This is a genomic window from Sinomonas soli, from assembly GCF_054782415.1.
The window spans coordinates 408163-428342 of record NZ_BAAGSN010000003.1; the positions used below are offsets into that span (position 1 = coordinate 408163).

The 20180-nt window shown below is 73.3% G+C and carries 21 protein-coding genes and 2 tRNA genes; 18 read left to right on the forward strand and 5 right to left on the reverse strand.

The window, feature by feature from the left end:
• Positions 1-10: 10 nt before the first annotated feature.
• The 4 genes from rsfS (at position 11) to ACYVKZ_RS03100 (ending at position 1362) form a co-directional block, all read left to right on the forward strand.
• Positions 11-403 carry a ribosome silencing factor gene (gene rsfS, locus ACYVKZ_RS03085; RefSeq protein WP_460990516.1) on the forward strand — a complete coding sequence of 131 codons (393 nt, stop codon included), beginning with the start codon at positions 11-13 and terminating at the stop codon, positions 401-403.
• Between the two features lie 5 nt (positions 404-408).
• The gene (locus tag ACYVKZ_RS03090) at positions 409-1086 is read left to right on the forward strand and encodes a histidine phosphatase family protein (RefSeq protein ID WP_460990517.1); all 678 of its coding nucleotides are present in this window, start codon (positions 409-411) and stop codon (positions 1084-1086) included.
• A 129-nt stretch (positions 1087-1215) separates the two neighbouring features.
• Positions 1216-1288, forward strand: a tRNA-Ala gene (locus ACYVKZ_RS03095).
• A 1-nt stretch (position 1289) separates the two neighbouring features.
• A tRNA-Ala gene (locus ACYVKZ_RS03100) sits at positions 1290-1362 on the forward strand.
• Positions 1363-1450: 88 nt separating this feature from the next.
• On the opposite strand, the gene acs is transcribed toward ACYVKZ_RS03100, so the two are convergent.
• Both acs and ACYVKZ_RS03110 read right to left on the reverse strand, forming a co-directional pair.
• Positions 1451-3433: an acetate--CoA ligase gene (acs, locus tag ACYVKZ_RS03105; protein ID WP_460990518.1), complete on the reverse strand. Its 1983-nt coding sequence runs from the start codon at positions 3431-3433 to the stop codon at positions 1451-1453.
• 8 nt (positions 3434-3441) lie between these two features.
• Entirely contained in the window at positions 3442-4047 is a 606-nt protein-coding gene (locus tag ACYVKZ_RS03110) for an acetate uptake transporter (protein ID WP_447419052.1), read from the reverse strand.
• Positions 4048-4364: 317 nt separating this feature from the next.
• Here ACYVKZ_RS03110 and ACYVKZ_RS03115 point away from each other — a divergent pair, with 317 nt between their 5' ends.
• Both ACYVKZ_RS03115 and ACYVKZ_RS03120 read left to right on the forward strand, forming a co-directional pair.
• Entirely contained in the window at positions 4365-4508 is a 144-nt protein-coding gene (locus ACYVKZ_RS03115) for a hypothetical protein (protein ID WP_460990519.1), read from the forward strand.
• Between the two features lie 73 nt (positions 4509-4581).
• Positions 4582-4998 carry a MarR family winged helix-turn-helix transcriptional regulator gene (locus tag ACYVKZ_RS03120; RefSeq protein WP_460990520.1) on the forward strand — a complete coding sequence of 139 codons (417 nt, stop codon included), beginning with the start codon at positions 4582-4584 and terminating at the stop codon, positions 4996-4998.
• 39 nt (positions 4999-5037) lie between these two features.
• Here ACYVKZ_RS03120 and ACYVKZ_RS03125 read toward each other — a convergent pair whose 3' ends face one another.
• Positions 5038-5619, reverse strand: coding sequence for a DUF2249 domain-containing protein (locus ACYVKZ_RS03125; RefSeq protein ID WP_460990521.1), 582 nt, complete (start codon positions 5617-5619; stop codon positions 5038-5040).
• An 18-nt stretch (positions 5620-5637) separates the two neighbouring features.
• On the opposite strand from ACYVKZ_RS03125, the gene ACYVKZ_RS03130 reads away from it, so the two are divergent.
• The gene (locus ACYVKZ_RS03130; RefSeq protein WP_460990522.1) at positions 5638-6306 is read left to right on the forward strand and encodes an alpha/beta hydrolase family protein; all 669 of its coding nucleotides are present in this window, start codon (positions 5638-5640) and stop codon (positions 6304-6306) included.
• 7 nt (positions 6307-6313) lie between these two features.
• Here the strand turns inward: ACYVKZ_RS03130 and ACYVKZ_RS03135 are convergent, their stop codons facing one another.
• The gene (locus tag ACYVKZ_RS03135) at positions 6314-8086 is read right to left on the reverse strand and encodes a SulP family inorganic anion transporter (RefSeq protein WP_460990523.1); all 1773 of its coding nucleotides are present in this window, start codon (positions 8084-8086) and stop codon (positions 6314-6316) included.
• A gap of 57 nt (positions 8087-8143) precedes the next feature.
• Here ACYVKZ_RS03135 and ACYVKZ_RS03140 point away from each other — a divergent pair, with 57 nt between their 5' ends.
• From ACYVKZ_RS03140 to ACYVKZ_RS03150, 3 genes are read left to right on the forward strand one after another with little or no spacing between them, the layout of a single operon-like run.
• On the forward strand, positions 8144-9562 hold the full coding sequence (locus tag ACYVKZ_RS03140; RefSeq protein WP_460990524.1) for a phytoene desaturase family protein: 1419 nt from the start codon (positions 8144-8146) through the stop codon (positions 9560-9562).
• A 9-nt stretch (positions 9563-9571) separates the two neighbouring features.
• Positions 9572-10807 carry a class I SAM-dependent methyltransferase gene (locus tag ACYVKZ_RS03145; RefSeq protein ID WP_460990525.1) on the forward strand — a complete coding sequence of 412 codons (1236 nt, stop codon included), beginning with the start codon at positions 9572-9574 and terminating at the stop codon, positions 10805-10807.
• Positions 10804-11412, forward strand: a complete 609-nt coding sequence (locus ACYVKZ_RS03150; protein ID WP_460990526.1) for an SOUL family heme-binding protein — start codon at positions 10804-10806, stop codon at positions 11410-11412. Before ACYVKZ_RS03145 ends, ACYVKZ_RS03150 begins: the two co-directional genes overlap by 4 nt.
• Here ACYVKZ_RS03150 and ACYVKZ_RS03155 read toward each other — a convergent pair.
• Positions 11409-12344, reverse strand: coding sequence for a phosphotransferase (locus ACYVKZ_RS03155; RefSeq protein WP_460990528.1), 936 nt, complete (start codon positions 12342-12344; stop codon positions 11409-11411). The genes ACYVKZ_RS03150 and ACYVKZ_RS03155 overlap by 4 nt on opposite strands.
• Before the next feature lie 139 nt (positions 12345-12483).
• Between ACYVKZ_RS03155 and ACYVKZ_RS03160 the strand changes: the two genes are divergently transcribed.
• From ACYVKZ_RS03160 to ACYVKZ_RS03195, 8 genes are all read left to right on the forward strand, one after another.
• Positions 12484-13692, forward strand: coding sequence for an ROK family transcriptional regulator (locus tag ACYVKZ_RS03160; RefSeq protein WP_460990529.1), 1209 nt, complete (start codon positions 12484-12486; stop codon positions 13690-13692).
• Between the two features lie 60 nt (positions 13693-13752).
• Complete coding sequence (locus ACYVKZ_RS03165) at positions 13753-14772, forward strand: AAA family ATPase (RefSeq protein WP_460990530.1); 1020 nt, start codon at positions 13753-13755, stop codon at positions 14770-14772.
• A 9-nt stretch (positions 14773-14781) separates the two neighbouring features.
• Positions 14782-15666 (forward strand): DUF58 domain-containing protein, encoded by an 885-nt coding sequence (locus ACYVKZ_RS03170; protein WP_460990531.1) that lies wholly within the window; start codon positions 14782-14784, stop codon positions 15664-15666.
• Complete coding sequence (locus tag ACYVKZ_RS03175) at positions 15656-16123, forward strand: hypothetical protein (protein ID WP_460990532.1); 468 nt, start codon at positions 15656-15658, stop codon at positions 16121-16123. The genes ACYVKZ_RS03170 and ACYVKZ_RS03175 overlap by 11 nt, the downstream gene beginning before the upstream one ends.
• Complete coding sequence (locus tag ACYVKZ_RS03180; RefSeq protein WP_460990533.1) at positions 16114-17094, forward strand: vWA domain-containing protein; 981 nt, start codon at positions 16114-16116, stop codon at positions 17092-17094. The genes ACYVKZ_RS03175 and ACYVKZ_RS03180 overlap by 10 nt, the downstream gene beginning before the upstream one ends.
• Positions 17091-18086, forward strand: coding sequence for a VWA domain-containing protein (locus tag ACYVKZ_RS03185; RefSeq protein ID WP_460990534.1), 996 nt, complete (start codon positions 17091-17093; stop codon positions 18084-18086). Before ACYVKZ_RS03180 ends, ACYVKZ_RS03185 begins: the two co-directional genes overlap by 4 nt.
• The gene (locus tag ACYVKZ_RS03190) at positions 18083-18934 is read left to right on the forward strand and encodes a hypothetical protein (RefSeq protein WP_460990535.1); all 852 of its coding nucleotides are present in this window, start codon (positions 18083-18085) and stop codon (positions 18932-18934) included. Before ACYVKZ_RS03185 ends, ACYVKZ_RS03190 begins: the two co-directional genes overlap by 4 nt.
• Before the next feature lie 294 nt (positions 18935-19228).
• Positions 19229-20179 carry a methylenetetrahydrofolate reductase gene (locus ACYVKZ_RS03195; protein WP_460990536.1) on the forward strand — a complete coding sequence of 317 codons (951 nt, stop codon included), beginning with the start codon at positions 19229-19231 and terminating at the stop codon, positions 20177-20179.
• The last annotated feature ends 1 nt before the right edge of the window (position 20180 follow it).

Genomic DNA, 20180 nt, shown 5'->3' on the forward strand with positions numbered 1-20180 from the left:
AAGGAGAAGAGTGAGCGCAACAGAGACGGCCGTCGAGCTGGCCCGCACGGCCGCCAGGGCCGCAGCGGACAAGCTGGCCGAGAACATCGTGGCGGTGGACGTGAGCGAACGCCTCGCGATCACCGACATCTTCGTCATCGCCTCGGCCGAGACCGAGCGCCAGGTCAACGCGGTCGTGGACAACATCGAGGACGAGCTGATCGTCCAGCTCGACCGGCGCCCCGTGCGCCGTGAGGGCCGGTCCGAGGGCCGCTGGGTCCTGCTGGACTTCGGCGACGTCGTGGTCCACGTCATGCACAGCGAGGACCGTGCCTTCTACGCGCTCGAGCGCCTGTGGAAGGACTGCCCGATGGTGGACCTCGGCCTCGACGACGCGGGGGCCTCGGCCTCCGCCGCGGGCTGAGGGCGGTGCACCCCGACGCCGCGCGCGGGGCGCTGCGGCGCATCGTGTTCTGGCGCCACGGGCGCACCGACTGGAATGCCGCCGGCCGGTTCCAGGGGCAGACCGACATCCCGCTGAACGAGGAGGGCCTCCGGCAGGCCGAGGAGGCCGCGCGCCGGCTCGCGTCGCTCTCCCCGTCCGCCATCGTTGCCTCCGACCTGGACCGCACGCGGGCGACCGCCGAGGCCCTTGCCGCGGTCACGGGCCTCCCGGTGAGGGTGGACAGCGGGCTGCGGGAGACCAACGCCGGCGCCTGGCAGGGGCACACGTTCGACGCGATCCGGGGCATGGATCCCGAGGCGCTCCACCGCTGGGAGGACGGCGACGTCAACACCGCCGCGGGAGGGGCCGAGACACGCCTCGACGTTGCCGCCCGGGTCCACCGCGCGGTGGACCGCGCCCTCGCCGGCGTCCCCGCGGACGGGACCCTCGTCGTCGTGAGCCACGGCGGCGCCATCCGCGTGGGCCTCGCCCACCTGCTCGGCCTCCCGCACGACCTCTGGGGCGCGCTGGCCGGGCTCTCGAACTGCTCGTGGTCCATCCTCGAGGAGCGCCGGCCGCGCCGCGACGGGACGCTCCGATGGCGGCTGGGCGAGCACAACGCGGGCACGCTGCCCGTGCCGGTCACCGTCGAAGAGGGCTGACCCGGGACGCCGCGCGGCGACCGCCGCTGATTTGTGCGGACGGGCCGCGAGGCTCTAAGATAATTGAGTTGCTCCGGACGGGGTGAAGGGGTCTGAAGGCCCGTGATCACGCGTCCGGAACCGACTTCCGGGGCTGTGGCGCAGCTGGTAGCGCACCTGCATGGCATGCAGGGGGTCAGGGGTTCGAGTCCCCTCAGCTCCACGGGGGTATGGCGCAGTTGGTAGCGCGTCTGCATGGCATGCAGAAGGTCAGGGGTTCGAATCCCCTTACCTCCACGGAGTTGCTCGTATCACAAGTGCATCCGAGCTGAGGCCGCCCGATGGGCGGCCTCATTCGTTTCCGGAGGGGCAAACGCCCCGCGGCCTAGCTCTGCCCCTCGGCTCCGGCAGCGAGGTTGGCCTTGATGGTTTCCATGACGGTCGAGTCCGCAAGGGTCGTGACGTCGCCGATCGGGCGCTGCTCTGCGACGTCGCGCAGGAGCCGGCGCATGATCTTTCCTGACCGCGTCTTGGGCAGCTCAGGGACGATCATGATCTGTCTCGGCCTCGCGATCTTACCGATCTCGTGTTCGACGTGCTCGCGCAGTTCCTGCACGACGTCGGGGCCGCCGTCGCCCGCGTCTGCGCGGAGAATGACAAACGCCACAATCCCCTGGCCGCCCACCTCATCCGAGGCCCCTACGACCGCGGCCTCGGCTACCTTGGGATGCGCCACGAGGGCCGACTCGATCTCTGTTGTCGAGAGGCGGTGCCCGGAGACATTCATGACGTCGTCCACGCGTCCGAGCAACCAGATGTCGCCGTCCTCGTCGCGCTTGGCCCCGTCGCCGGCGAAGTACAGCCCAGGGAACCGCGACCAGTAGGTCTCGACGTACCGCTTGTCATCTCCCCAGATCGTCCGGAGCATGGCTGGCCACGGCTCGGTCAGCACAAGATAGCCTCCGGACCCCTTCGGGACGGGGCGGCCCTCGTCATCCACGACATCGGCAGAGACCCCGGGCAGTGCGCGCATGGCGGCGCCCGGCTTCGCCGGCGTGACACCCGGCAGGGGGCTGATCATCTGCATGCCGGTTTCGGTCTGCCACCAGGTGTCGACTACCGGCACTCGACTGTGGCCGATGTTCTCGCGATACCAGACGTATGCCTCGGGGTTGATCGGCTCCCCGACGGTACCGAGCACCCTGAGTGAGCCCAAGTCGAAGCGTCCGGGGATGTCCTCGCCCCACTTCATGAAGGTGCGGATGGCAGTGGGCGCGCAGTAGAGGATCGAGACCTTGTATTTGTCGATGATCTCCCACCACCGGCCCCGGTGCGGGGCGTCGGGGGTCCCCTCGTAGAGCACGGACGTCGCAGCGTTGCTGAGCGGCCCATAGACGATGTAGCTGTGCCCCGTCACCCAGCCGATGTCCGCGGCCGTCCAGAAGACGTCGGTGTCGGCCTTGAGGTCGAAGACGCCCCAGTGGGTATAGGAACAGCCGACCAGGTAGCCGGCAGAGGTGTGGAGGATGCCCTTGGGCTTCCCGGTCGTGCCAGAGGTGTACATGACATAGAGCGGATGCTCGGCGTCGAAGGCCTCCGGATCGTGGTGGGTGTCGGCCTGTTCGACCGTTTCATGCCACCAGTGGTCGCGTCCCTCCGTCCACCCCACGTCCTGGCCCGTGCGCCGCACTACGAGCACACTGTGGACGTCCGGGCAGTCCACGAGCGCCTCATCGACCGCAGGCTTGAGCGCCGAGGCCTTGCCCCTGCGGTACCCGCCGTCGGCCGTGATGACGACGTGCGCGTCACAGTCCAAGATGCGGGCCTGCAGCGCTTCGGAAGAGAATCCGCCGAAGACGACCGTATGCGGAGCCCCGAGCCTTGCACACGCGAGCATGGCCACGACGGTTTCCGGGATCATCGGCATGTAGATCGCCACGCGGTCACCGGCCCTGACCCCGAGGCGCGCCAAGGTGTTGGCCGCCTGGCACACCGCTTCGGTGAGCTGTGCGTAGGTGATGGTGCGAGTGTCGCCCGGCTCGCCCTCGAAGTAGAAGGCCACACGCTCCCCGAGGCCCGCCTCCAGATGCCGGTCGAGGCAGTTGTACGCGACGTTCAGGCGCCCTCCGATGAACCATTTGGCAAACGGGGGATTCGACCAGTCGAGGACTGTCTCCCATTTCTTCGACCAGGTGAGCCGCTCGGCCTGCTTGGCCCAGAACGCGAGCGGATCGCGCTCGGCCTCTGCATAGGCGTCCTTGTGCAGGTTGGCGGCTGAGGCGAACTCCGGCGACGGAGGGAAGACGCGCTCCTCTGTTGTCAGGTTCTCCAAGGGAGCGGGACGCGGCCCATCTGGGGCGGTGGCCATCCTGCTGCCTACCGTGCTGCCCAGACGGGAAGCAGTGATCGCTTCCAGGTCGCGTTGACGACGGTCGCGAACGAACCGTACCAGGCGAGGATCGCGGTAATGATGCCGAGCCAGCCCCCGATGCGGTCGAAGATGGTGGAAGCCGAGAAGGCGCCGATGGTGAGGGCAAGGAACGTCAGGGTCAGCATGACGAAGACTGCGAGGACCACGCCATTGGTCCTGATCGCGGCGACTGTCATATAGGCGGTGAAGATCGTCCAGCCGAGGAGGTAGGCGCCGACGCCAGCGGACCCGGCCTTGCTGGCGACGTCCGGGTTTATCTCGAGCCACCAGAAGGACGCCCAGAAGAATCCAAAGGAGCAGAACGCGGTCGCGCCGAACGTGTTCCCCTTGGCGAATTCCCAGAGCCCGGCCGCGACCTGCGCGAGTCCGCCGTAGAAGAGGGCCAGACCGAGCACAGCCGAGCCCGCCGTCGGGACGACGTTCGCGTTGGCAAGGCTGAGGACGAAGGTTGTCATGGCAAAGGCACCTAGGCCAAGCGCAGCCGGATCTGCGAATGCTGGTCCTACAGTGACTGGGGTCGTTGCCGCGCTGTGAGCTGATGTTGCGGTCATCTCTTGCACTCCGATCAAGTGTTGCTGCTGCGCTGCCACAGCTGCCGGGGCGCGAGCGGGCGAAGCGCCGTGAGCGCGGACCCTTGGCAGGGGTACCAGCGGTCCCTACACGCGCAGGGTACGACCGGATCACCTGTGGCGATAGGGCCCCGAGACTCATCTGGAAGCCTCCGCGTGGCGGCGTGGTTCCCTCGGGCGTGATCCGGTGGCTATGCCGCCCACGAGGCGGTCCTCGTCGCTGTGTCTCCACGAAGCCTTCATACGGCGTTCACCGGCCCCTCGGCTGCCGGTACACCTCCGGAGGCGAGGATGGTCCCGTGCAGATCACCGAGTACATCGACCTCGTCGAGGACCTCGCCACCGCCGTGCTCAACGGCGAGGGCACCGCGGCCGCGAGCCTGGCCCAGACCGTCAAGTCCGCCGGCCGGGAGGTCCGCAGCCGCGCGCTGCAGACGGACTGAGGTCCCTAGCCGCACCCCTCCGGGCGGCGCATAGTGGTCACGACCGACCCGCACCCGGCACGGGAGTGACGCCATGCAAGAGCCCCAGCGCCCCATCGGCTTCCTCCTGCGGACCCTGGACCGGCTGCTCGAGGACCGCTTCGACGAGGCGCTCGAGAGGCACCGGCTCAGCCGGCGCCAATGGCAGCTGCTCAACGTCCTGGCGGACACCCAGGCCACGGTGGCCCAGCTCGACGAGGCCATTGCCCCCCTCCTTGACGACGGGGCGGAGGAGACGAGCGAGCGGCACCTCGAGCCGCTGCTCGGCGGCGGCCTCGTGGCGGAGAAGGGCGGGGTCTACCGGCTCACCGACCTGGGCCGCATGGAGCTCCACGGTGCGCGGGACACGGTCAACGGCCTGCGCGAGGTGACCGTCCGGGGCCTCGAGGACGGCGAGTACGAGCGCACCCTCCGCGCCCTCGAGGCCATGATCGGCAACCTTTCAGGCTGACGGCGCCCGGCGGGGCAGTTGCGCGCCGCCGCGCCGCCGTCACCATGGCCGGCGGGTGAGGCCGAGGCCCGGCTTGCGCTGGTGCACGGAGAGGTAGCGCAGGCCGCCGGCGCCGGCGGCGAACTGCCGGCGCGACCGCTTCGGCAGCCACACGAGCGCTCCCGGCGCCAGCGCTACCTCCCCGTCCTCGGTCGTGAGCGTCCCGTCCCCGGCGATCACGTGCAGGAGCACATCGAGGTCCGGACCCACATGCTCGCCGATGCTCCCGTGCGGCGGCAGCGCGATCACGTTCGAGTCGAGGTCGCGGTTGCCCATGGTGAGCCGGAAGACGGCACCCGAGGCGTCGACGTCGTCCGCCTGCGCCAGCGAGCGGGTGTCGGCGAGCACACGCGGCAGGGGAGTGGAGGCGGTCCGCGTGACCCGGATCCGCCACTCGGGCCCGCGTTCGAGGTACTCCCAGGAGGAGGCGCCGTACTGGTCGTCCTCGAATTCCGCCCGCAGCGGCCCGGGGTCGAGGTTCGTCACGAGGACGAACGACTCGCCCACGGCGAGGTTCGCGAACGCCGCGAAAACTGCCCGTTTGCGCTGCGGCCTGGGGATTGGCCTGACGTCGAGGTCCATGAACGGCAGGATAGTCGCATGGCTGAACATGGCGAGCGCCTCGCGATTCCGACCCCCCTCTCCGACGTCTCCGGCGTCTACGCCCGCCCGGAGGGGGCGGACGCCACCGTCGTGGTGGCCCACGGCGCCGGTGCGGGGATGGACCACCCGTTCATGGTCGCGTACGCCGACGCCCTCAACGCGCTCGGGCTGGCGACCCTGCGGTTCAACTTCGCCTACAGGGAGGCGGGGAAGAAGCTGCCCGACAGGGCCCCGAAGGCGATCCCCGTCTGGGCGGCCGCGCTCGAGGAGGCGCGGCGCCGCTCCGCCGGGGAGCCGGTGTGGGCCGCGGGCAAGTCGTTCGGCGGGCGCATGGCCTCCCTCGCGGTCGCCGAGGGCGCCATGGCCCCCGCCGGGCTCGTGTTCCTCGGCTACCCCCTGCACCCGGCCGGGAAGCCCGAGAAGCTGCGCGACGAGCACCTGTACGGGATCACGCTGCCGATGTTGTTCCTCTCCGGCACCCGCGACGCGCTCGCCGGGGCGAACCTGCTCGAGGCGGTCGTCGCGAAGCTCCCCACGGCCGCCCTCGCATGGCAGGAGGGCGGCGACCACTCCTTCGCCGTCAGGGGCGCCAAACGGAGCCCCGAGGAGATCGTCGCCCCGCTGGCCCGGCAGACGGCGGAGTTCGTGCGCCGCGGGGCGCACTAGTCCTGCCTCAGGCGGCGGGCGGGGCGGGCGCGGGAGGCTCCTCCACGCCGTCGTGCCTGTCCGGGTCGTCGCGGTCGGCGCGGAGGGCCCGCACCGCGGCGCTGACCGTCGGGTAGAAGTGGTCGACGCCGAACCTCGCCCGGGTGCCGAACCGCACGAGCCTGTCCTTCATGGGGCCCTTCAGCTCGGCGAACACGAGCTGGATGCCGCGCTGGGCGAGCCACTCGTCCAGCTCGATGAGCTCCTCGAGCGCCGTCGTGTCGATGCCCGTGATCGGCTCGGCAGCGAGGACCACGTGGGTCACGGGCCGCCCCGCGGCCTCGACGAGCGAACGGAGGAAGTCCGTGAGCACCGAGCCGTTGGCGAAGAAGAGCGGCGCGTCGAACCGCGCGAGGATGAGGCCGGGGAGCCGGGTGCCCTCGGGGTGCCGGGAGAGGTCGTGGTAGCCGGGAACCTCGTCCAGGTGGCCCAGTTCCGCGCGGTACGGAGTGAACGCGCGGCGGACGAACTCGAGCAGCGCAAGCCCGATCGCCACGAGGATGCCCGGGAGCACGCCGAGCGTCGTCACCCCCACGAAGGCGGCCGCCATCACCGCGGCCTCGCTCCGGCTCATCTGTGCGAGCCGGACGATCTCGGGCGCGTCCACGAGGCCCACCACGGCCACGATCACCACCGCCGCGAGCGTCGCGGTCGGAATGTAGGCGGTGAGGCCGGGGGCGAGGAGCATGAACGCCAGGACGAGGACGGCGGCCACGACGCCCGTGAGCTGGCTGCGGGCCCCCGCCGCCAGGGCCACCGGCGTCCGCGACCCGCTGGCCGAGACGGGCAGGCCGCCCAGGAGCCCGGTCACGGCGTTTGCCAGCCCGATCGCGCCCAGCTCCCGGTTGCCCGAGACGTCGCCGCCGTACCGCGACGCGAGGCTCTTCGACAGCACGCCCGAGTCAGCGAACGTCATGAGGGCGATCCCGGTCGCCGGGACCACCAGTGCCAGGGCGTCTTCTAGGACGACGCCGCGGAACGGCGGGGGCGGCAGCCCGGAGGGGAGGGCGCCGGCCACCGCGGTGCGGGTGCCCAGGCCGAGCAGCCACGTGGCCGCCGCGGAGCCGACCACGGCCGCGAGCATCCCCGCGAGCCGCCAGCCGAGCAGGCCGGCCGCGGCGATGACGGCGAGCGACCCTGCGCCCACCACCACCGAGACCGGATTGGCCGCGGGGAGCGCCGCGGCAAGGGCCACGAGCTGCTCCCACGGGGTGCCGCCCGAGGCGTGGAGCCCGGTCAGCGTGGCCAGCTGTGAGGCGAAGACCACGAGGGCGAGCCCGCTGAGGTACCCGAGCCGGATCGGCCGCGACAGCAGCTGCGTCACCACCCCCAGCCGCAGGAGGGAGCCGGCCACCATGAGCGCGCCCATGAGCAGGGCGAGGAGGCCCGCGAGCGCGACCGCCCGCTCGGCGCTGCCGGCCGCGAGCGGCAGGACGGACGCCGCAATGAGGGGCGCCAGCGCCGAGTCGGGCCCCAGCACGAGGACGCGGCTCGGGCCGACGAGCGCGTACACCGCCATCGGGACGACGGTCGCGTAGAGCCCGGTGACCGGCGGCAGCCCCGCGGCCTGCGCGTACGCCATGCCCGCCGGGATGAGGAGCGCGAACAGCCCCGCGCCCGCCACGACGTCGTCGCGGAGCCAGCGCGGCTCGTAGTGCCGCAGCCACGGCGCGAGGGGAATCCGGCGCAGCATCCGGCGAGCCGCCGCTGCACCGCGCGCCCGCCGCCGATCCACGCCCATGGTGGGATGATGTCGCGCCGCCGCCCGCCCCGCCAGTGCCGGTGGCAGGATGGGAGGGTGAGCACAGCCATCGTCGTCGGCAGCGGGCCCAACGGGCTCGCCGCAGCCGTGCACCTGGCCGCCCACGGCGTGCGGGTGAGGGTGCTCGAGGCCCAGGACGAGATCGGCGGCGGATGCCGCTCCTCCCAGCCCACCCTCCCCGGGGTGGTCGCCGACGACTGCTCGGCCTTCCACCCCCTGGCCGCCGCGTCGCCGTTCCTCACCGGGCTGGGGCTCGAGGAGCACGGACTGCGGTGGCTGTGGCCCGAGGTCCAGCTCTCCCACCCGCTCGACGGCGGCCGCGAGGCAGCCCTGTGGCAGGACCTGGGCCGCACCATGGAGGGGCTCGGCGCGGACGGGCCGGCGTGGGACGCCCTCGTTGGCCGCGCTGCCCGAGACTTCGGCACCATCGTCGGCGAGTTCCTCGGCCCGCTGCTCCACGTGCCCCGGCATCCGCTCGCCCTCGCCCGATTCGGCGCCGACGCCGTCCTCCCGGCAACGCTCACGGCCCGCCGGTGGCGCGGCCAGGAGGCCCGGGCCCTGTTCGCCGGCATCGCCGCGCATGCCTTCGCGCCCCTGGACGCGCCCCTGACCACCTCCGTGGGGCTCGTCCTCGCCGCGTCCGCCCACGCCGTCGGATGGCCCGTCGCCGAGGGCGGCTCCGGGGCCATCGCCTCCGCGCTCGCTGCCCGGCTCGCGCAGCTCGGCGGGACCCTGGAGACGGGGGCCCCCGTCACGGAGGCCGGCGAGCTCGACGGCGCGGACCTCGTCCTCCTCGACCTCGCCCCCGGGGCCGCCGCCCGGCTCCTCGCCCGGCGCCTCCCCGCCAGCACTGCCTCGGCCTACACCCGCTACCGCCACGGCCCCGCGGCCTTCAAGGTCGACTTCGCCATCGAGGGGGACATTCCGTGGCAGGCGGAGCACTGCCGCCGGGCCGGCACCGTGCACCTCGGCGGCACGCTCGAGGAGATCGCCGCGGCGGAGGCGGAGGTGGCCCGGGGCCGGATGCCCGCCCGGCCGTTCGTGCTCGTGGGGCAGCAGTACCTCGCCGACCCCTCGCGCTCGCGGGACGGCATCAACCCGATCTGGGCCTACGCCCACGTCCCGCGGGCGTACCCGGGCGACGCAACGGAGGCGCTCACCGCCCAGATCGAGCGGTTCGCCCCCGGGTTCAGAGCCAGGGTCCGCGCCACGGCCGTGCGCGGGCCCGCGGCCCTCGAGTCCCACAACGCCAACTACGTGGGCGGGGACATCGGCACCGGCGCCACCTCGGGGTTCCAGCTGCTCGCACGCCCGCGCCTGGCCGCCAACCCCTATGCGACCGGGGTCCCCGGCGTGTACCTGTGCTCGGCGGCCACCCCGCCCGGGCCGGGAAGCCACGGCATGTCCGGCTACCGTGCGGCACAGGCAGCGCTCGGCTGGCTCGCGCGCCGCTAGGGTGGACGGGTGCACGACCCCCACAGGACCGCCTTCCCCTTCGAGGACCTGCGCCGGCGCCCCGACGTCGAAGCCCCCAACCTGCAGGCCTTCGACGCCACCGACAGGCTCCTCGGCGCCCGCGGCCTCGAACAGGCGGTGGCGCGCGGACTCGCCGGGCGGGAGATCGCCGTCATCGGCGACGCCTACGGCGCGGTCACGCTCCAGCTCGCCGCCGCCGGCTACGACGGCGTCCGGGTCCACCAGGACCTCGTGACCGGCCGGGCCGCGCTCGCGGGCAACGCCGCTGCGCTCGGGCTGGCGGCAACCTACGAGGAGCACGAGCTGGACGCCAGCCTGCTCACGGGCGCCCGGCTCGTCCTCGCCCAGCTGCCGAGGGGCCTCGCGGAGCTCGAGGAGCTCGCCGACGCGGTGGCCCGCTGGGCGGCCGACGACGTTGTGCTGGCCGCTGGCGGCCGCGTCAAGCACATGACGCTTGCCATGAACGGCGTCCTCGCCACGCGCTTCACCGAGGTCGCGGCGGAGCTCGCGGTGCACAAGTCCCGGCTCCTGACCGCTGCCGGCCCGCGCCCCGTCCCCGAGCTGCCGCCCTTCCCGGTGTGCGCAGCGCACGACGACGTCGGCCTGACCCTGTGCGCGTACGGCGGCGCCTTCGCAGGTGCGCGCCTCGACCTCGGCACCCGCTTCCTGCTCGGGTTCCTCGACCGCATCCCCGGCGGCCCCGGGACCACCGCAGTGGACCTGGGCTGCGGCACCGGCGCCCTCGCGGCCGCCTACGCCCTCCGGCACCCCGGTGCCCGGGTTGTGGCCACCGACCGCTCGGCCGCGGCGGTCCGCTCGGCGCGCGCCACCCTGGAGGCGAACGGGGTAGCGGGCCGCGTCGCCGTCGAGCACGACGACGCCGGGGGAGACCAGCCGGAGGCGTCCGCCGACGTCGTGCTCCTCAACCCGCCCTTCCACCTCGGCGCGAGCGTGCACGCCGGGGCGGGGCTCAAGCTCATCGACGCCGCCGGCCGGCTCCTGAAGCCCGGCGGCGAGCTGTGGTGCGTGGCCAACAGCCACCTGGGCTACCGGGCCGCGCTGCAGCGGGCGGTGGGCCGGACGGAGGTGGCCGGGCGCAACCGGAAGTTCACCGTGACACGCTCGGTGCGCCGCGCCGCCGCCCGGGACGCCCCTGGGGCGGACTCCCGGCCAGAAGGCCCTTCTCGTCCTCCGGCTCCCGGCGTACCGTCGGAGGGGCCATGACCGAACAGCAGCCCTACGAGCTCCTCCGCCGCTACGCGGACTTCGAGCTGCGTCGCTACCCCGCCCATACCGTGGCGGAGGTCGAGGTGCGCGCATCCTTCGACAGGGCAGGCAACGCCGCCTTCCGCCACCTCTTCAACTACATCAGCGGCAGCAACACGGCCCGGCAGTCCCTGGCCATGACCGCGCCGGTGGTGCAGGAGGCCACCCCAGGCCGCCTGCCGTCCCAGAAGATGGCGATGACGGCCCCCGTGCTCCAGAGCGGACCGCTCGACGCCGGTGCTGCCGGCCGGGGCCGCCCGGAGGAGGGCGTCTACGTGGTGGCGTTCGTGCTCCCCGCCGGCATGACCCAGGAGTCGGCGCCGGTGCCCGCTGATCCGCGAGTGCGGATCCGGTCGGTGCCGCCCTCAACGGCGGCCGTGCTGCGCTTCTCCGGGCGCGGGTCCGGTGCGGCGTTCGCCCGGCGCGCCAGGGAGCTGCGGGAGGCCATGGCCGCGGCCGGCCTCGAGTCCTCGGGGGCGCCCCGGTTCGCGCGGTTCGACCCGCCGTTCAAGCCCTTCTTCCTGCGCCGCAACGAGGTCGTGCAGGACGTGGCACGGTCCTAGGCTCCGGCTGCCGGCCCGCGCACGGCGAAGTCTCCTAGGAGTTCGGCGAGCGTGTCCTCCCCGCTGGCCGCGACGGCAGGATCGCTGCCTTCCGTCACCGCCGCGATGAGGCCGAAGTGGAGGGCCCAGCCGGCCGCCCTCAGCCAGCAGTCGTGGCCGTAGGCGGCACCCAGCTGCGCCCTGAAGGCAGCCCGGTCCCGGGAGCCGAAGAGCTGCCACGCGCACGCGAGGTCCACGGCCGGGTCGCCCGCGCACGCGTCGCCGAAGTCGATCACCGCACTGAGCCGGCCGTCCGCGCCGAGGAGCACATTGCCGGGGTGCAGGTCCCCGTGCACCCACCGGCGCGGGCCCGGATGCGCAGCGGCACTCCTGAACCCGTTCCAGAGCCGCGCGAGGGCGGCCGCATCCGCCCGTGCGCCCGCCCGCACGAGGCGCCCGCGCACCGCGGCGTCGATCGAGTCGAGTCCGCCGTCGCGGAACGGGTTCGCCGGCGCCCCCGCGGACGCGGGAGCGTGCAGCGCCACGAGGAAGGACGCCAGCCGGGCGGCGGCGGCCCCCCGCAGACGGGCCGGGACGGCGAGCGCGGGCAGGCCGTCCGCCCACAGGCACACGCTCCAGTCCCACGGGTAGCCGCGTCCCGGACGGCCGCGGCGCACGGGCAGCGGCAGCCCGACGTCGACGCCGGCCGCCGCGAGCCGGGCCGCCGCAGCCGGGACGACCTTGAGCTCCTTGAGCAGCAGGGGGGCGGCGGGCGTCCGCCGCGGGAGGCGCACGCACAGGTCGTCGCCGAGGCGGAAGACGAGGTTGTCCCAGCCGACGGCGGCCGGTCGCAGCGCCCGGTCGGCGAGGTCCGGATGCTGGTCCGCCAGGAGCCCGGCCACCAGATCCGCGGTGACAGGGACTTCCTGCTCTGGTACGGAAGTCGCCGGCATGCATGATCCTCGGTTCGGCGGTGGGACAATGGCCTCCACGGTAACGTACTCCGAAGTAGCTCGTCCGTGATTCTGCCGAGAGGACCCAGTGACGGAGACCCGCCAGTCAGCCGCCCGACGTGGGACCAATTTGCCCCGCATGGGCGACTTCAACCTCACCGTGATCCTCGACGCCATCCGCCGCTCCGAGTCCGGCCTCAGCCGGGTCGAGCTCGCCCAGATCGTCGGCCTGTCGCCGCAGACCATCTCCAACATCTCGCGCCGCCTCCTGGACCAGAAGCTCATTGTCGAGGCCGGGAAGGAGGGCTCCGGGCCGGGCAAGCCGCGCACGATCCTCAGGCTCAACCCGCAGGGCATGTACGCCCTCGGGGTGCACCTCGATCCGAGCCTGGTCACCGTAGTGCTCCTCGATCTCGTGGGGCGGATCGTGGAGAAGGAGATGTTCGTGACCCCCCGCAGCCACGAACCGGACGAGGTCGTCGCCGCGATCGCCCGGTCAGTCGAGGGGCTCCTCGGGCGCTCCGGCATCGCCCGCGAGCTCGTGGCCGGCGTCGGCGTGGCAGCACCCGGGCCGATCGACCTGGACCGCGGCGCCGTGGTCGGTCCGCCGCTGCTGCGCGGCTGGGTCGACGTCCCCCTGCAGGCGATGGTCCAGGAGGCCACCGGCCTGCCGGCCATCATGGACAAGGACGTCACCGGCGCCGCCGTCGCGGAGACTTGGGCCGGGGCACCCGGCGGGGCGGACAGCTTCGCCTTCTTCTACCTGGGAACCGGGCTCGGCTGCGGCCTCGTCCTCGGCGGCGAGGTCTACCGGGGCAGCTCGGGCAACGCCGGCGAGATCGGGCACATCATGGTGGACCCGGACGGCCCGGAGTGCTTCGACGGGTGCGGGATGCGCGGGACGATCGCCACCGTGCTCGAGCCGGTGCGGCTCGTCGGCGAGGCCATCGAGGCTGGGGTGCTCTTCCCGCTCGGCGACGAGCCCACGGCCGAGGACTTCCAGGAGGCCTTCGCGCACCTGAGCGGTCTCGCCGGCAGGGGCGACGAGCACGCCGTCGCGATCCTGAGCGCGGCCGCGCGGAAACTCGCGTGGGCCGCCGCCGTCGTCGGCAACCTCCTCGACGTCGACAGGATGGTCTTCGGCGGGCCCTTCTGGGCGCCGGTGGCCGATTTCTGCCTCGAGGTGCTGCCCGACATGGTCAACGGACTCCTGGCGGCCCGTGGGATCTACCGGGTCGAGATCGCGGGGACCGGGCTGGGCGAGGACGTCGGCGCCGTGGGGGCCGCGTGCCTCGTGCTGGAGCGTGCGCTCGCGCCGAGGGCAGAGCGGCTCCTGCTCGGCGGGTAGCATGGGCACCAAGCCGCCGGCGCAGGCGCCCAGGCGGTGCGGGCACAGGAGGGGGACGCCATGCTCCAGCACGTCGACGGGGGGCCGCCGGCACCGTCGCTGAGCGCCAGCGAGCTCGGAGAGGCAGCGCGGGTCATCGCCGCCGTCTCCCGCCAGTTCGAAGCGAAGGTGGTCGGCCAGGACCGCCTGCGGCAGACCCTGCTCATCGGCCTCCTCACCGGGGGCCACGTGCTGCTCGAATCGGTTCCCGGGCTCGCCAAGACGACCGCCGCCTCGACGCTCGCGGACTCGATCCGGGGCTCCTTCCGGCGCATCCAGTGCACCCCCGACCTCCTGCCGAGCGACATCGTGGGCACGCAGGTCTACGACGCACGCGACGCGAGCTTCACCACCCAGCTCGGCCCCGTGCACGCCAACATCGTGCTCCTCGACGAGATCAACCGGTCGAGCGCGAAGACGCAGAGCGCCATGCTCGAGGCGATGCAGGAGCGTCAGACCAGCATCGGCGGCGAGGTCCACCGGCTCCCGGAGCCGTTCCTCGTGCTCGCCACCCAGAACCCCATCGAGCAGGAGGGCACCTACCAGCTCCCCGAGGCGCAGATGGACCGGTTCATGCTCAAGGATGTGCTCGACTACCCGACGCCCGAGGAGGAGGCCGAAGTCCTGCACCGGATCGACCGGGGCGTCTACGCCGCGGACGCCTCGACCGGGCCAGCAGCGGACCTCGGCGAGGTGGAGGGGCTCCAGACCGCGGCCCGCCGGGTGTACCTCGACCCCGCCATCGTGCGCTACATCGTAGGGCTGACGTACGTGACCCGGCACGCAGACCAGTACATCGACCCGCGCCTGGCGGGCTACATCGAGTTCGGCGCGAGCCCCCGCGCCTCGATCGCCTTCGCCGCCGCGGCGCGGGCTGCGGCCCTCCTGTCCGGGCGCGACTACGTGGTCCCCGAGGACGTCAAGTCGCTCGCGCACCGGGTGCTGCGCCACCGGGTCATCCTCGGCTTCGAGGCCGCCGCGGACCACGTGCCCGTGGAGACCGTCATCGACGCCCTCGTCGCCGCCGTGCAGACCCCTTAGGGCGCCCCCATGCGCGCCAGCCTCGTGGCGAAGGTCGCCTCGAAGATGTTCATCTTCGCCCACCGCCGGGCGCGGACGATGCTCGACGGCGAATACGGTGCGGTGTTCCGCGGCCGCAGCCTCGACTTCGACGACCTGCGCGCCTACACGCCCGGCGACGAGATCCGCGACATCGACTGGAAGGCGTCCGCCCGCCTCGGGTCCCCCCTCGTGCGGAGGTACGCGGCCGTCCGCAAGCAGACGGTCGTCCTCGTGGCGGACACCGGGCGGGGCATGGCGGCGGTGTCCCGCAGCGGGGAGCCCAAGCGCGAGATCATGCTCATGGCCCTCGGCGTCATGGGCTACCTCGCGTACCGGCACGGGGACCAGCTGGCCCTCGTCGCCGGGGACTCCTCGGCCACCGCGGCCCACCCGCCGCGCACGGGCCAGGCCCACCTCGAGCAGATCCTGCGCCGGCTCGAGTCCTCCGCCGGCTCCTCCGCGTCCCGCAGCGACCTCACGGCCCAGCTCGCCCAGGTCGCCCGCACCATCCGGCGCCGGGGCCTCCTCGTCGTCGTCGCCGACGAAGCAGTCCTGGACGACGAGGACGAGGCGCTCCTGGCCCGCCTCGCCGTCCAGCACGAGATCCTCTGGATCACCGTCCTGGACGCCGAACTCGTCGGCGCCGCCGCACCACGGCGGAGCTACGACGTCGACGGCGGCGCGCTGCTCCTCGGCCGGCTCGCCGCCGAGGCGGAGGTGGTCCGCGAGTACGGGCGCCTCATGGCCGAGCGCACCGAGCGCCGCGAGCGGATCCTGAACCGCCTCGGCATCGTCGAGGGACGCCTCGGCTCCGTCGACGAGGTCCTCCCGGGCATCTTCCGGCTCCTGGAAAGGCACCGCCGTGCCCGCTGACACCCCGTTCTACGGGCCCCTCGCCTACTCGGGCTTCTGGCTCTTCCTGGGCCTGGCGCTCGCGGCCGCCGCGGCCGGCTGGGTCGGCTACGCCGTGGTCAGCACCCGTCCGCCCCGGCCCGTGGCGGACGCGTCCATCCCGCGTTTCCACGCCTCGCCGGGCCTCCGCCGGGTGTACCTCGGCAGGATCGAGGAGATCGCCGAACTGCTCGAGGCCGGGGAGATCGGCTCCCGCACCGCCGCCCAGGAGCTCTCGCGGATCGTCCGCGGATTCGTGCAGGAGGTCACCGGCGTCGGGGCCTCCCGCATGACTCTCGAGGAACTGCGCCGTCAGCCGGTCCCGGCGGTGGCCGCCGCCGTCGAGCGCTTCTACCCGGGCGAGTTCTCCGCCCCGGGGGAGCCGGATGCCGAGGCCGCCCTGGCCGCCGCCCGGACGGTGGTGGGCTCGTGGACCTGAACTACGCGTGGCTCCTGGTGCCGGGGGTGCTGGCCCTCCTCGGCGCCGCCGCCGTGGTGCTGAGGAGGCGGAAGGGCACGGACGACGCCGTTCCGGTCGCCCACGGCGACCGGCTCGCCTCCCTGCCGAGCTACCGGCGGCTCGTGCGGAGGCAGCGGATCTGGCTCGCCGTCGTCGTCGGCGCCGCCCTCGTCCTCGCGGGGGCTCTCCTCGTCGCCGCCGCCCGGCCGATCCTCGCCTCCTCCCAGCGGCCCGAGCAGCGCAGCCGCGACATCATCCTGTGCCTGGACACCTCGGGGTCGATGAGCCGGGCCGACTCGGCGATCGTGGACGTCTTCGCCTCCATGGTCCGGGACTTCCACGGCGAGCGGATCGGCATGACGATCTTCGACGGCAGCGGCGTCCAGGTCTTCCCCCTCACCGACGACTACTCCTACATCGAGGAGCAGCTGGGCCGGGCCCAGACCGCCTTCGACCGGCGCGGCGGCGACCCGTCCTTCTTCGAGGGCACCTCCGAGGGGCGCGGCACGTCCCTGATCGGCGACGGCCTGGCCGCGTGCGTGATGAACTTCCCGCGCCTCGGCACCGAGAAGCGCTCCCGCTCGGTCATCCTCTCGACGGACAACTACCTCGCCGGACGGCCGATCTTCACGCTGCAGCAGGCGGCCGACTTGGCGACCTCGAGCCAGGTCAAGGTCTACGCCCTCAACCCCGCGGACTTCGGCAGCACCACCCCCACCCAGGAGACCCTCGGCCTGCGCACCGCGGCCGAGTCCACCGGCGGGACCTACTTCCCGCTGCGGAGCACCACCGCAGCGCGCAGCATCATCGCCCAGATCCAGGCGAGCGAGGCGACCGCCACGAAGGCCGCGGCCCGCGGACTCGTCGCCGACAAGCCGGAGGTGCCCCTGGGCATCGCCCTCGCCGCGGGCCTGGTGCTCGCCCTGGGGCTGTGGAGGGCGCGGACATGACGGTGCTGCCCGTGATCCCCTGGTGGGCCGCGCTCGCGGCCAGCGTCCTCGTCCTCGGCGTGGTGGGCTGGGCCGCCTGGCGCGCCCTGGCCGCGGGGCGACCGCGCGTGCCGTGGATCCTCCGGTGCCTGCTGGCCGTGTTCCTCGTCGCGGCCGTGTGGCGGCCGGGCATTCCCGGCGCCGAGGCGCAGGGCGCGGCAAGCGATGTGAACGTGTTCTTCGTCGTCGACCTCACCACGAGCTCCGCCGCGGAGGACTACGGCGGCAGGCCCCGCCTCGAGGGCATGCGCGCGGACATGGCGGCCATCGCCGAGCGCCTCGCGGGGGCCAAGTTCGCCGTCATCACGTTCGATACCAAGGGCAGCGTCAGGATGCCCCTGAGCGCGGACACCTCCGCCCTCGAGACGACCGCCGAGACCATGCGCCCCGCCTACTACCTCTACTCGCAGGGCTCGAGCATCACCGCGGGCGCCGACGCCCTGCGGCAGCGGCTCGAGGCATCGGCCCATGACGCCCCGGAGCGCCAGCGCGTGGTGTTCTACCTGGGCGACGGGGAGCAGACGAGCGCAGGCGCGCCGGCCCCGATGGGGATCGACCGCGGCCTCGTCAGCGGGGGAGCGGTGCTCGGGTACGGCACGGCCTCCGGCGGCCGGATGCGGGAGAACGCGCCGGATGCGCAGGGCGAGCAGCCGTACCTGCTCGACCCGACCACCGGCGCGGACGCCGTGAGCCGGATCGACGAGGACGCCCTGCGCGGGCTCGCGGGCCAGCTCGGGGTCCCCTACGTGCACCGCGGCCCCGGGGACGCCGTGGATGCGGCCCTCGTCCAGGCGCAGCCCGGGACCCTGAGGCCCACCGCGGAGTCGGGGCTGTTCGGCCGGTTAGAGCTCTACTGGATCTTCGCCCTGGCGGCGTTCGGGCTCACCCTGGCCGAGGTCGTCCGGTCAGGCCGTGCGCTGCTGGAGGTCCTGCCGGTGCGGAGGCCGGGATGACGGCGCTGCTGGGGCGGCCGCCCCGGACCGGACCGGGTCCTGCGGAGGAGAGCCCAGACCGGCGCGCTGCGCGGCTGCGGCGCCGGTCCCGGCTGCTCCTGGGCGGCCTGCCCTTCGTCCTGGTCGCCCTGCTGGCGGCCGCCAAGCTGCTGGGCATGAACGCCTACGCCCAGGAAGCCATCGTGGCCTTCGACGGCAAGGACGCCGCCGGCGTCGCCTCCGGCGCGGCGGGCATGGGGTTCCTCGACGTCGTCGAGACGCACAAGTCCCACTTCGCCGCCGGCGACGCCGCCGTCCTCGCGGGGGACTGGACGCGGGCCCGCGCGGAGTTCGAGGAGGCGCTGCGCCGGACGGGGCCCGACGACGAGTGCACGGTGCGGGTCAACCTGGTGCTGACCATCGAGAAGCTCGGGGACGCGGCACGGGACGCGGGCGACACCGCGAAGGCGGGGGTGCTCTACCGCGACGGGGAAGCCGTGGCCGAGGCCGCCCCGCAGGGCTGCTTCCAGCAGAACAGCCCGCAGAACCAGCAGCAGCAGGGCCAGAGGCTCGGCGAGGCCAAGGACCGGCTGCAGGGTAAGCAGGGCACCCCTGGCCCCTCCAGCCAGCCGGCCGGAACCCCAAGCCAGCAGGGCCAGCCCGGGCAGCAGGGCACCCCCGGCCAGCAGGGCCAGACGCCCGCGCCCTCGGCGCCGCCGTCGCCCGGGCAGGGCCAGACGCCCCAGGACCAGCGGCTGAGGAACCTCGAGCGCAAGTCGCAGGCCGGGCAGCAGCAGCGCTCGGACGGCCAGCAGCGCAACGACTACCTCGACAGCCCGCCGTCTGCCCCGGTCGACAGGCCCTGGTAGCAGTCACATTCCGTCACTGCAGGACACATTCCGGCGGGGGCTTGATGGACCCGCGCCCGCCTTTCTAGGCTCGTAGGCAAGTTGCTCGTGCAACGTGTCAGCGATCCCCCTCAGCGGGGATGTGGGTGCCCCCGTGTGGGCCTGACATTTGCCGCAGGGACCAGTCCTGGTCGTACAGCGCCAGCCGCGGCGGCGCGCCAGGAACGGACCTTCCCTGCGATCCCTGAAGAACACTGCCCTGGCGATGCGCCGTGCTCCGGCGCGCCAGTGCAGACCGGACACCCAAGGATGCAGATGTCACCACCGACCCTCATCGACGTACCCGGCGCAGCAGCCCCGGCGCCCATCGCCCTCTCCTACGAGCTGTTCCCGCCGCGCAGCCCGGCGGCCTCGCAGACCCTGTGGACCACCATCCGCGAGCTCGAGGCCACCGATCCCGACTATGTCTCAGTGACGTACGGGGCGAGCGGGTCCAACCACGACACCGCCCTCGACCTCGTGGACCGCCTCCAGCTCGAGACCACGCTGCGCCCGCTGGCCCACCTCACGTGCGTCGGCGGGACGCCCGAGGAGCTCACCGGCGTCGTCAACGAGCTCCTGGACCGCGGCGTGCGCGGGATCCTCGCCCTGCGGGGGGACGCCCCGCGGGACGGCGCCCTTCCGCGCGGTGCGCTGGGCCACGCCCAGGACCTCATCGAGCTGATCCGACGGGCCGAGGGCCGCCGGTGCGCCCAGTTCGCGGCCGGCAAGGTCGCCATCGGGGTGGCAGCGTATCCTACGCGCCACCCGGAATCGCCCAGCGAGGTCCACGACATCGAGGTCCTCCTGGCCAAGCAGCGCTCGGGGGCGGACTTCGCCATCACGCAGGTCTTCTTCCGCGCCGAGCAGTACGCCTCGCTCGTGCACCGTGCACGGCGGGCGGGCGTGACGATTCCCATCATCCCGGGGATCATGCCCTTCACGAGCCTGCGCCGCGTCGAGAAGCTCGCCCAGCTCTCCGGCGTCGCCCCAGACCCCGCCCTCGTCGACAGGCTCCGTGCCGCCGGCGGCGATGCGGCGGCCGTCCGCAGGATCGGCACCGAGGCCAGCGTCCGCCTGGCCGAGGCCGCGCTCGCCGCCGGCGCCCCGGGCCTGCACCTCTACACGTTCAACGAGCACGGCGCGGCGCTGGACGTCCTCGCCCGGCTCGACCTCCCGCGGCCGCGCCGGCCGCTGCTCGCGGCCCGCCACCGGGCCGCCGTCTGAC

Excerpts from the sequence above, each read along its gene's own strand:
- acs (WP_460990518.1), bottom strand. The coding sequence starts at position 3,433 with ATGGCCACCGCCCCAGATGGGCCGCGTCCCGCTCCCTTGGAGAACCTG.
- ACYVKZ_RS03110 (WP_447419052.1), bottom strand. The coding sequence starts at position 4,047 with ATGACCGCAACATCAGCTCACAGCGCGGCAACGACCCCAGTCACTGTA.
- ACYVKZ_RS03120 (WP_460990520.1), top strand. The coding sequence starts at position 4,582 with ATGCAAGAGCCCCAGCGCCCCATCGGCTTCCTCCTGCGGACCCTGGAC.
- ACYVKZ_RS03125 (WP_460990521.1), bottom strand. The coding sequence starts at position 5,619 with ATGGACCTCGACGTCAGGCCAATCCCCAGGCCGCAGCGCAAACGGGCA.
- ACYVKZ_RS03130 (WP_460990522.1), top strand. The coding sequence starts at position 5,638 with ATGGCTGAACATGGCGAGCGCCTCGCGATTCCGACCCCCCTCTCCGAC.
- ACYVKZ_RS03135 (WP_460990523.1), bottom strand. The coding sequence starts at position 8,086 with ATGGGCGTGGATCGGCGGCGGGCGCGCGGTGCAGCGGCGGCTCGCCGG.
- ACYVKZ_RS03150 (WP_460990526.1), top strand. The coding sequence starts at position 10,804 with ATGACCGAACAGCAGCCCTACGAGCTCCTCCGCCGCTACGCGGACTTC.
- ACYVKZ_RS03155 (WP_460990528.1), bottom strand. The coding sequence starts at position 12,344 with ATGCCGGCGACTTCCGTACCAGAGCAGGAAGTCCCTGTCACCGCGGAT.
- ACYVKZ_RS03160 (WP_460990529.1), top strand. The coding sequence starts at position 12,484 with ATGGGCGACTTCAACCTCACCGTGATCCTCGACGCCATCCGCCGCTCC.
- ACYVKZ_RS03165 (WP_460990530.1), top strand. The coding sequence starts at position 13,753 with ATGCTCCAGCACGTCGACGGGGGGCCGCCGGCACCGTCGCTGAGCGCC.
- ACYVKZ_RS03170 (WP_460990531.1), top strand. The coding sequence starts at position 14,782 with ATGCGCGCCAGCCTCGTGGCGAAGGTCGCCTCGAAGATGTTCATCTTC.
- ACYVKZ_RS03185 (WP_460990534.1), top strand. The coding sequence starts at position 17,091 with ATGACGGTGCTGCCCGTGATCCCCTGGTGGGCCGCGCTCGCGGCCAGC.
- ACYVKZ_RS03190 (WP_460990535.1), top strand. The coding sequence starts at position 18,083 with ATGACGGCGCTGCTGGGGCGGCCGCCCCGGACCGGACCGGGTCCTGCG.
- ACYVKZ_RS03195 (WP_460990536.1), top strand. The coding sequence starts at position 19,229 with ATGTCACCACCGACCCTCATCGACGTACCCGGCGCAGCAGCCCCGGCG.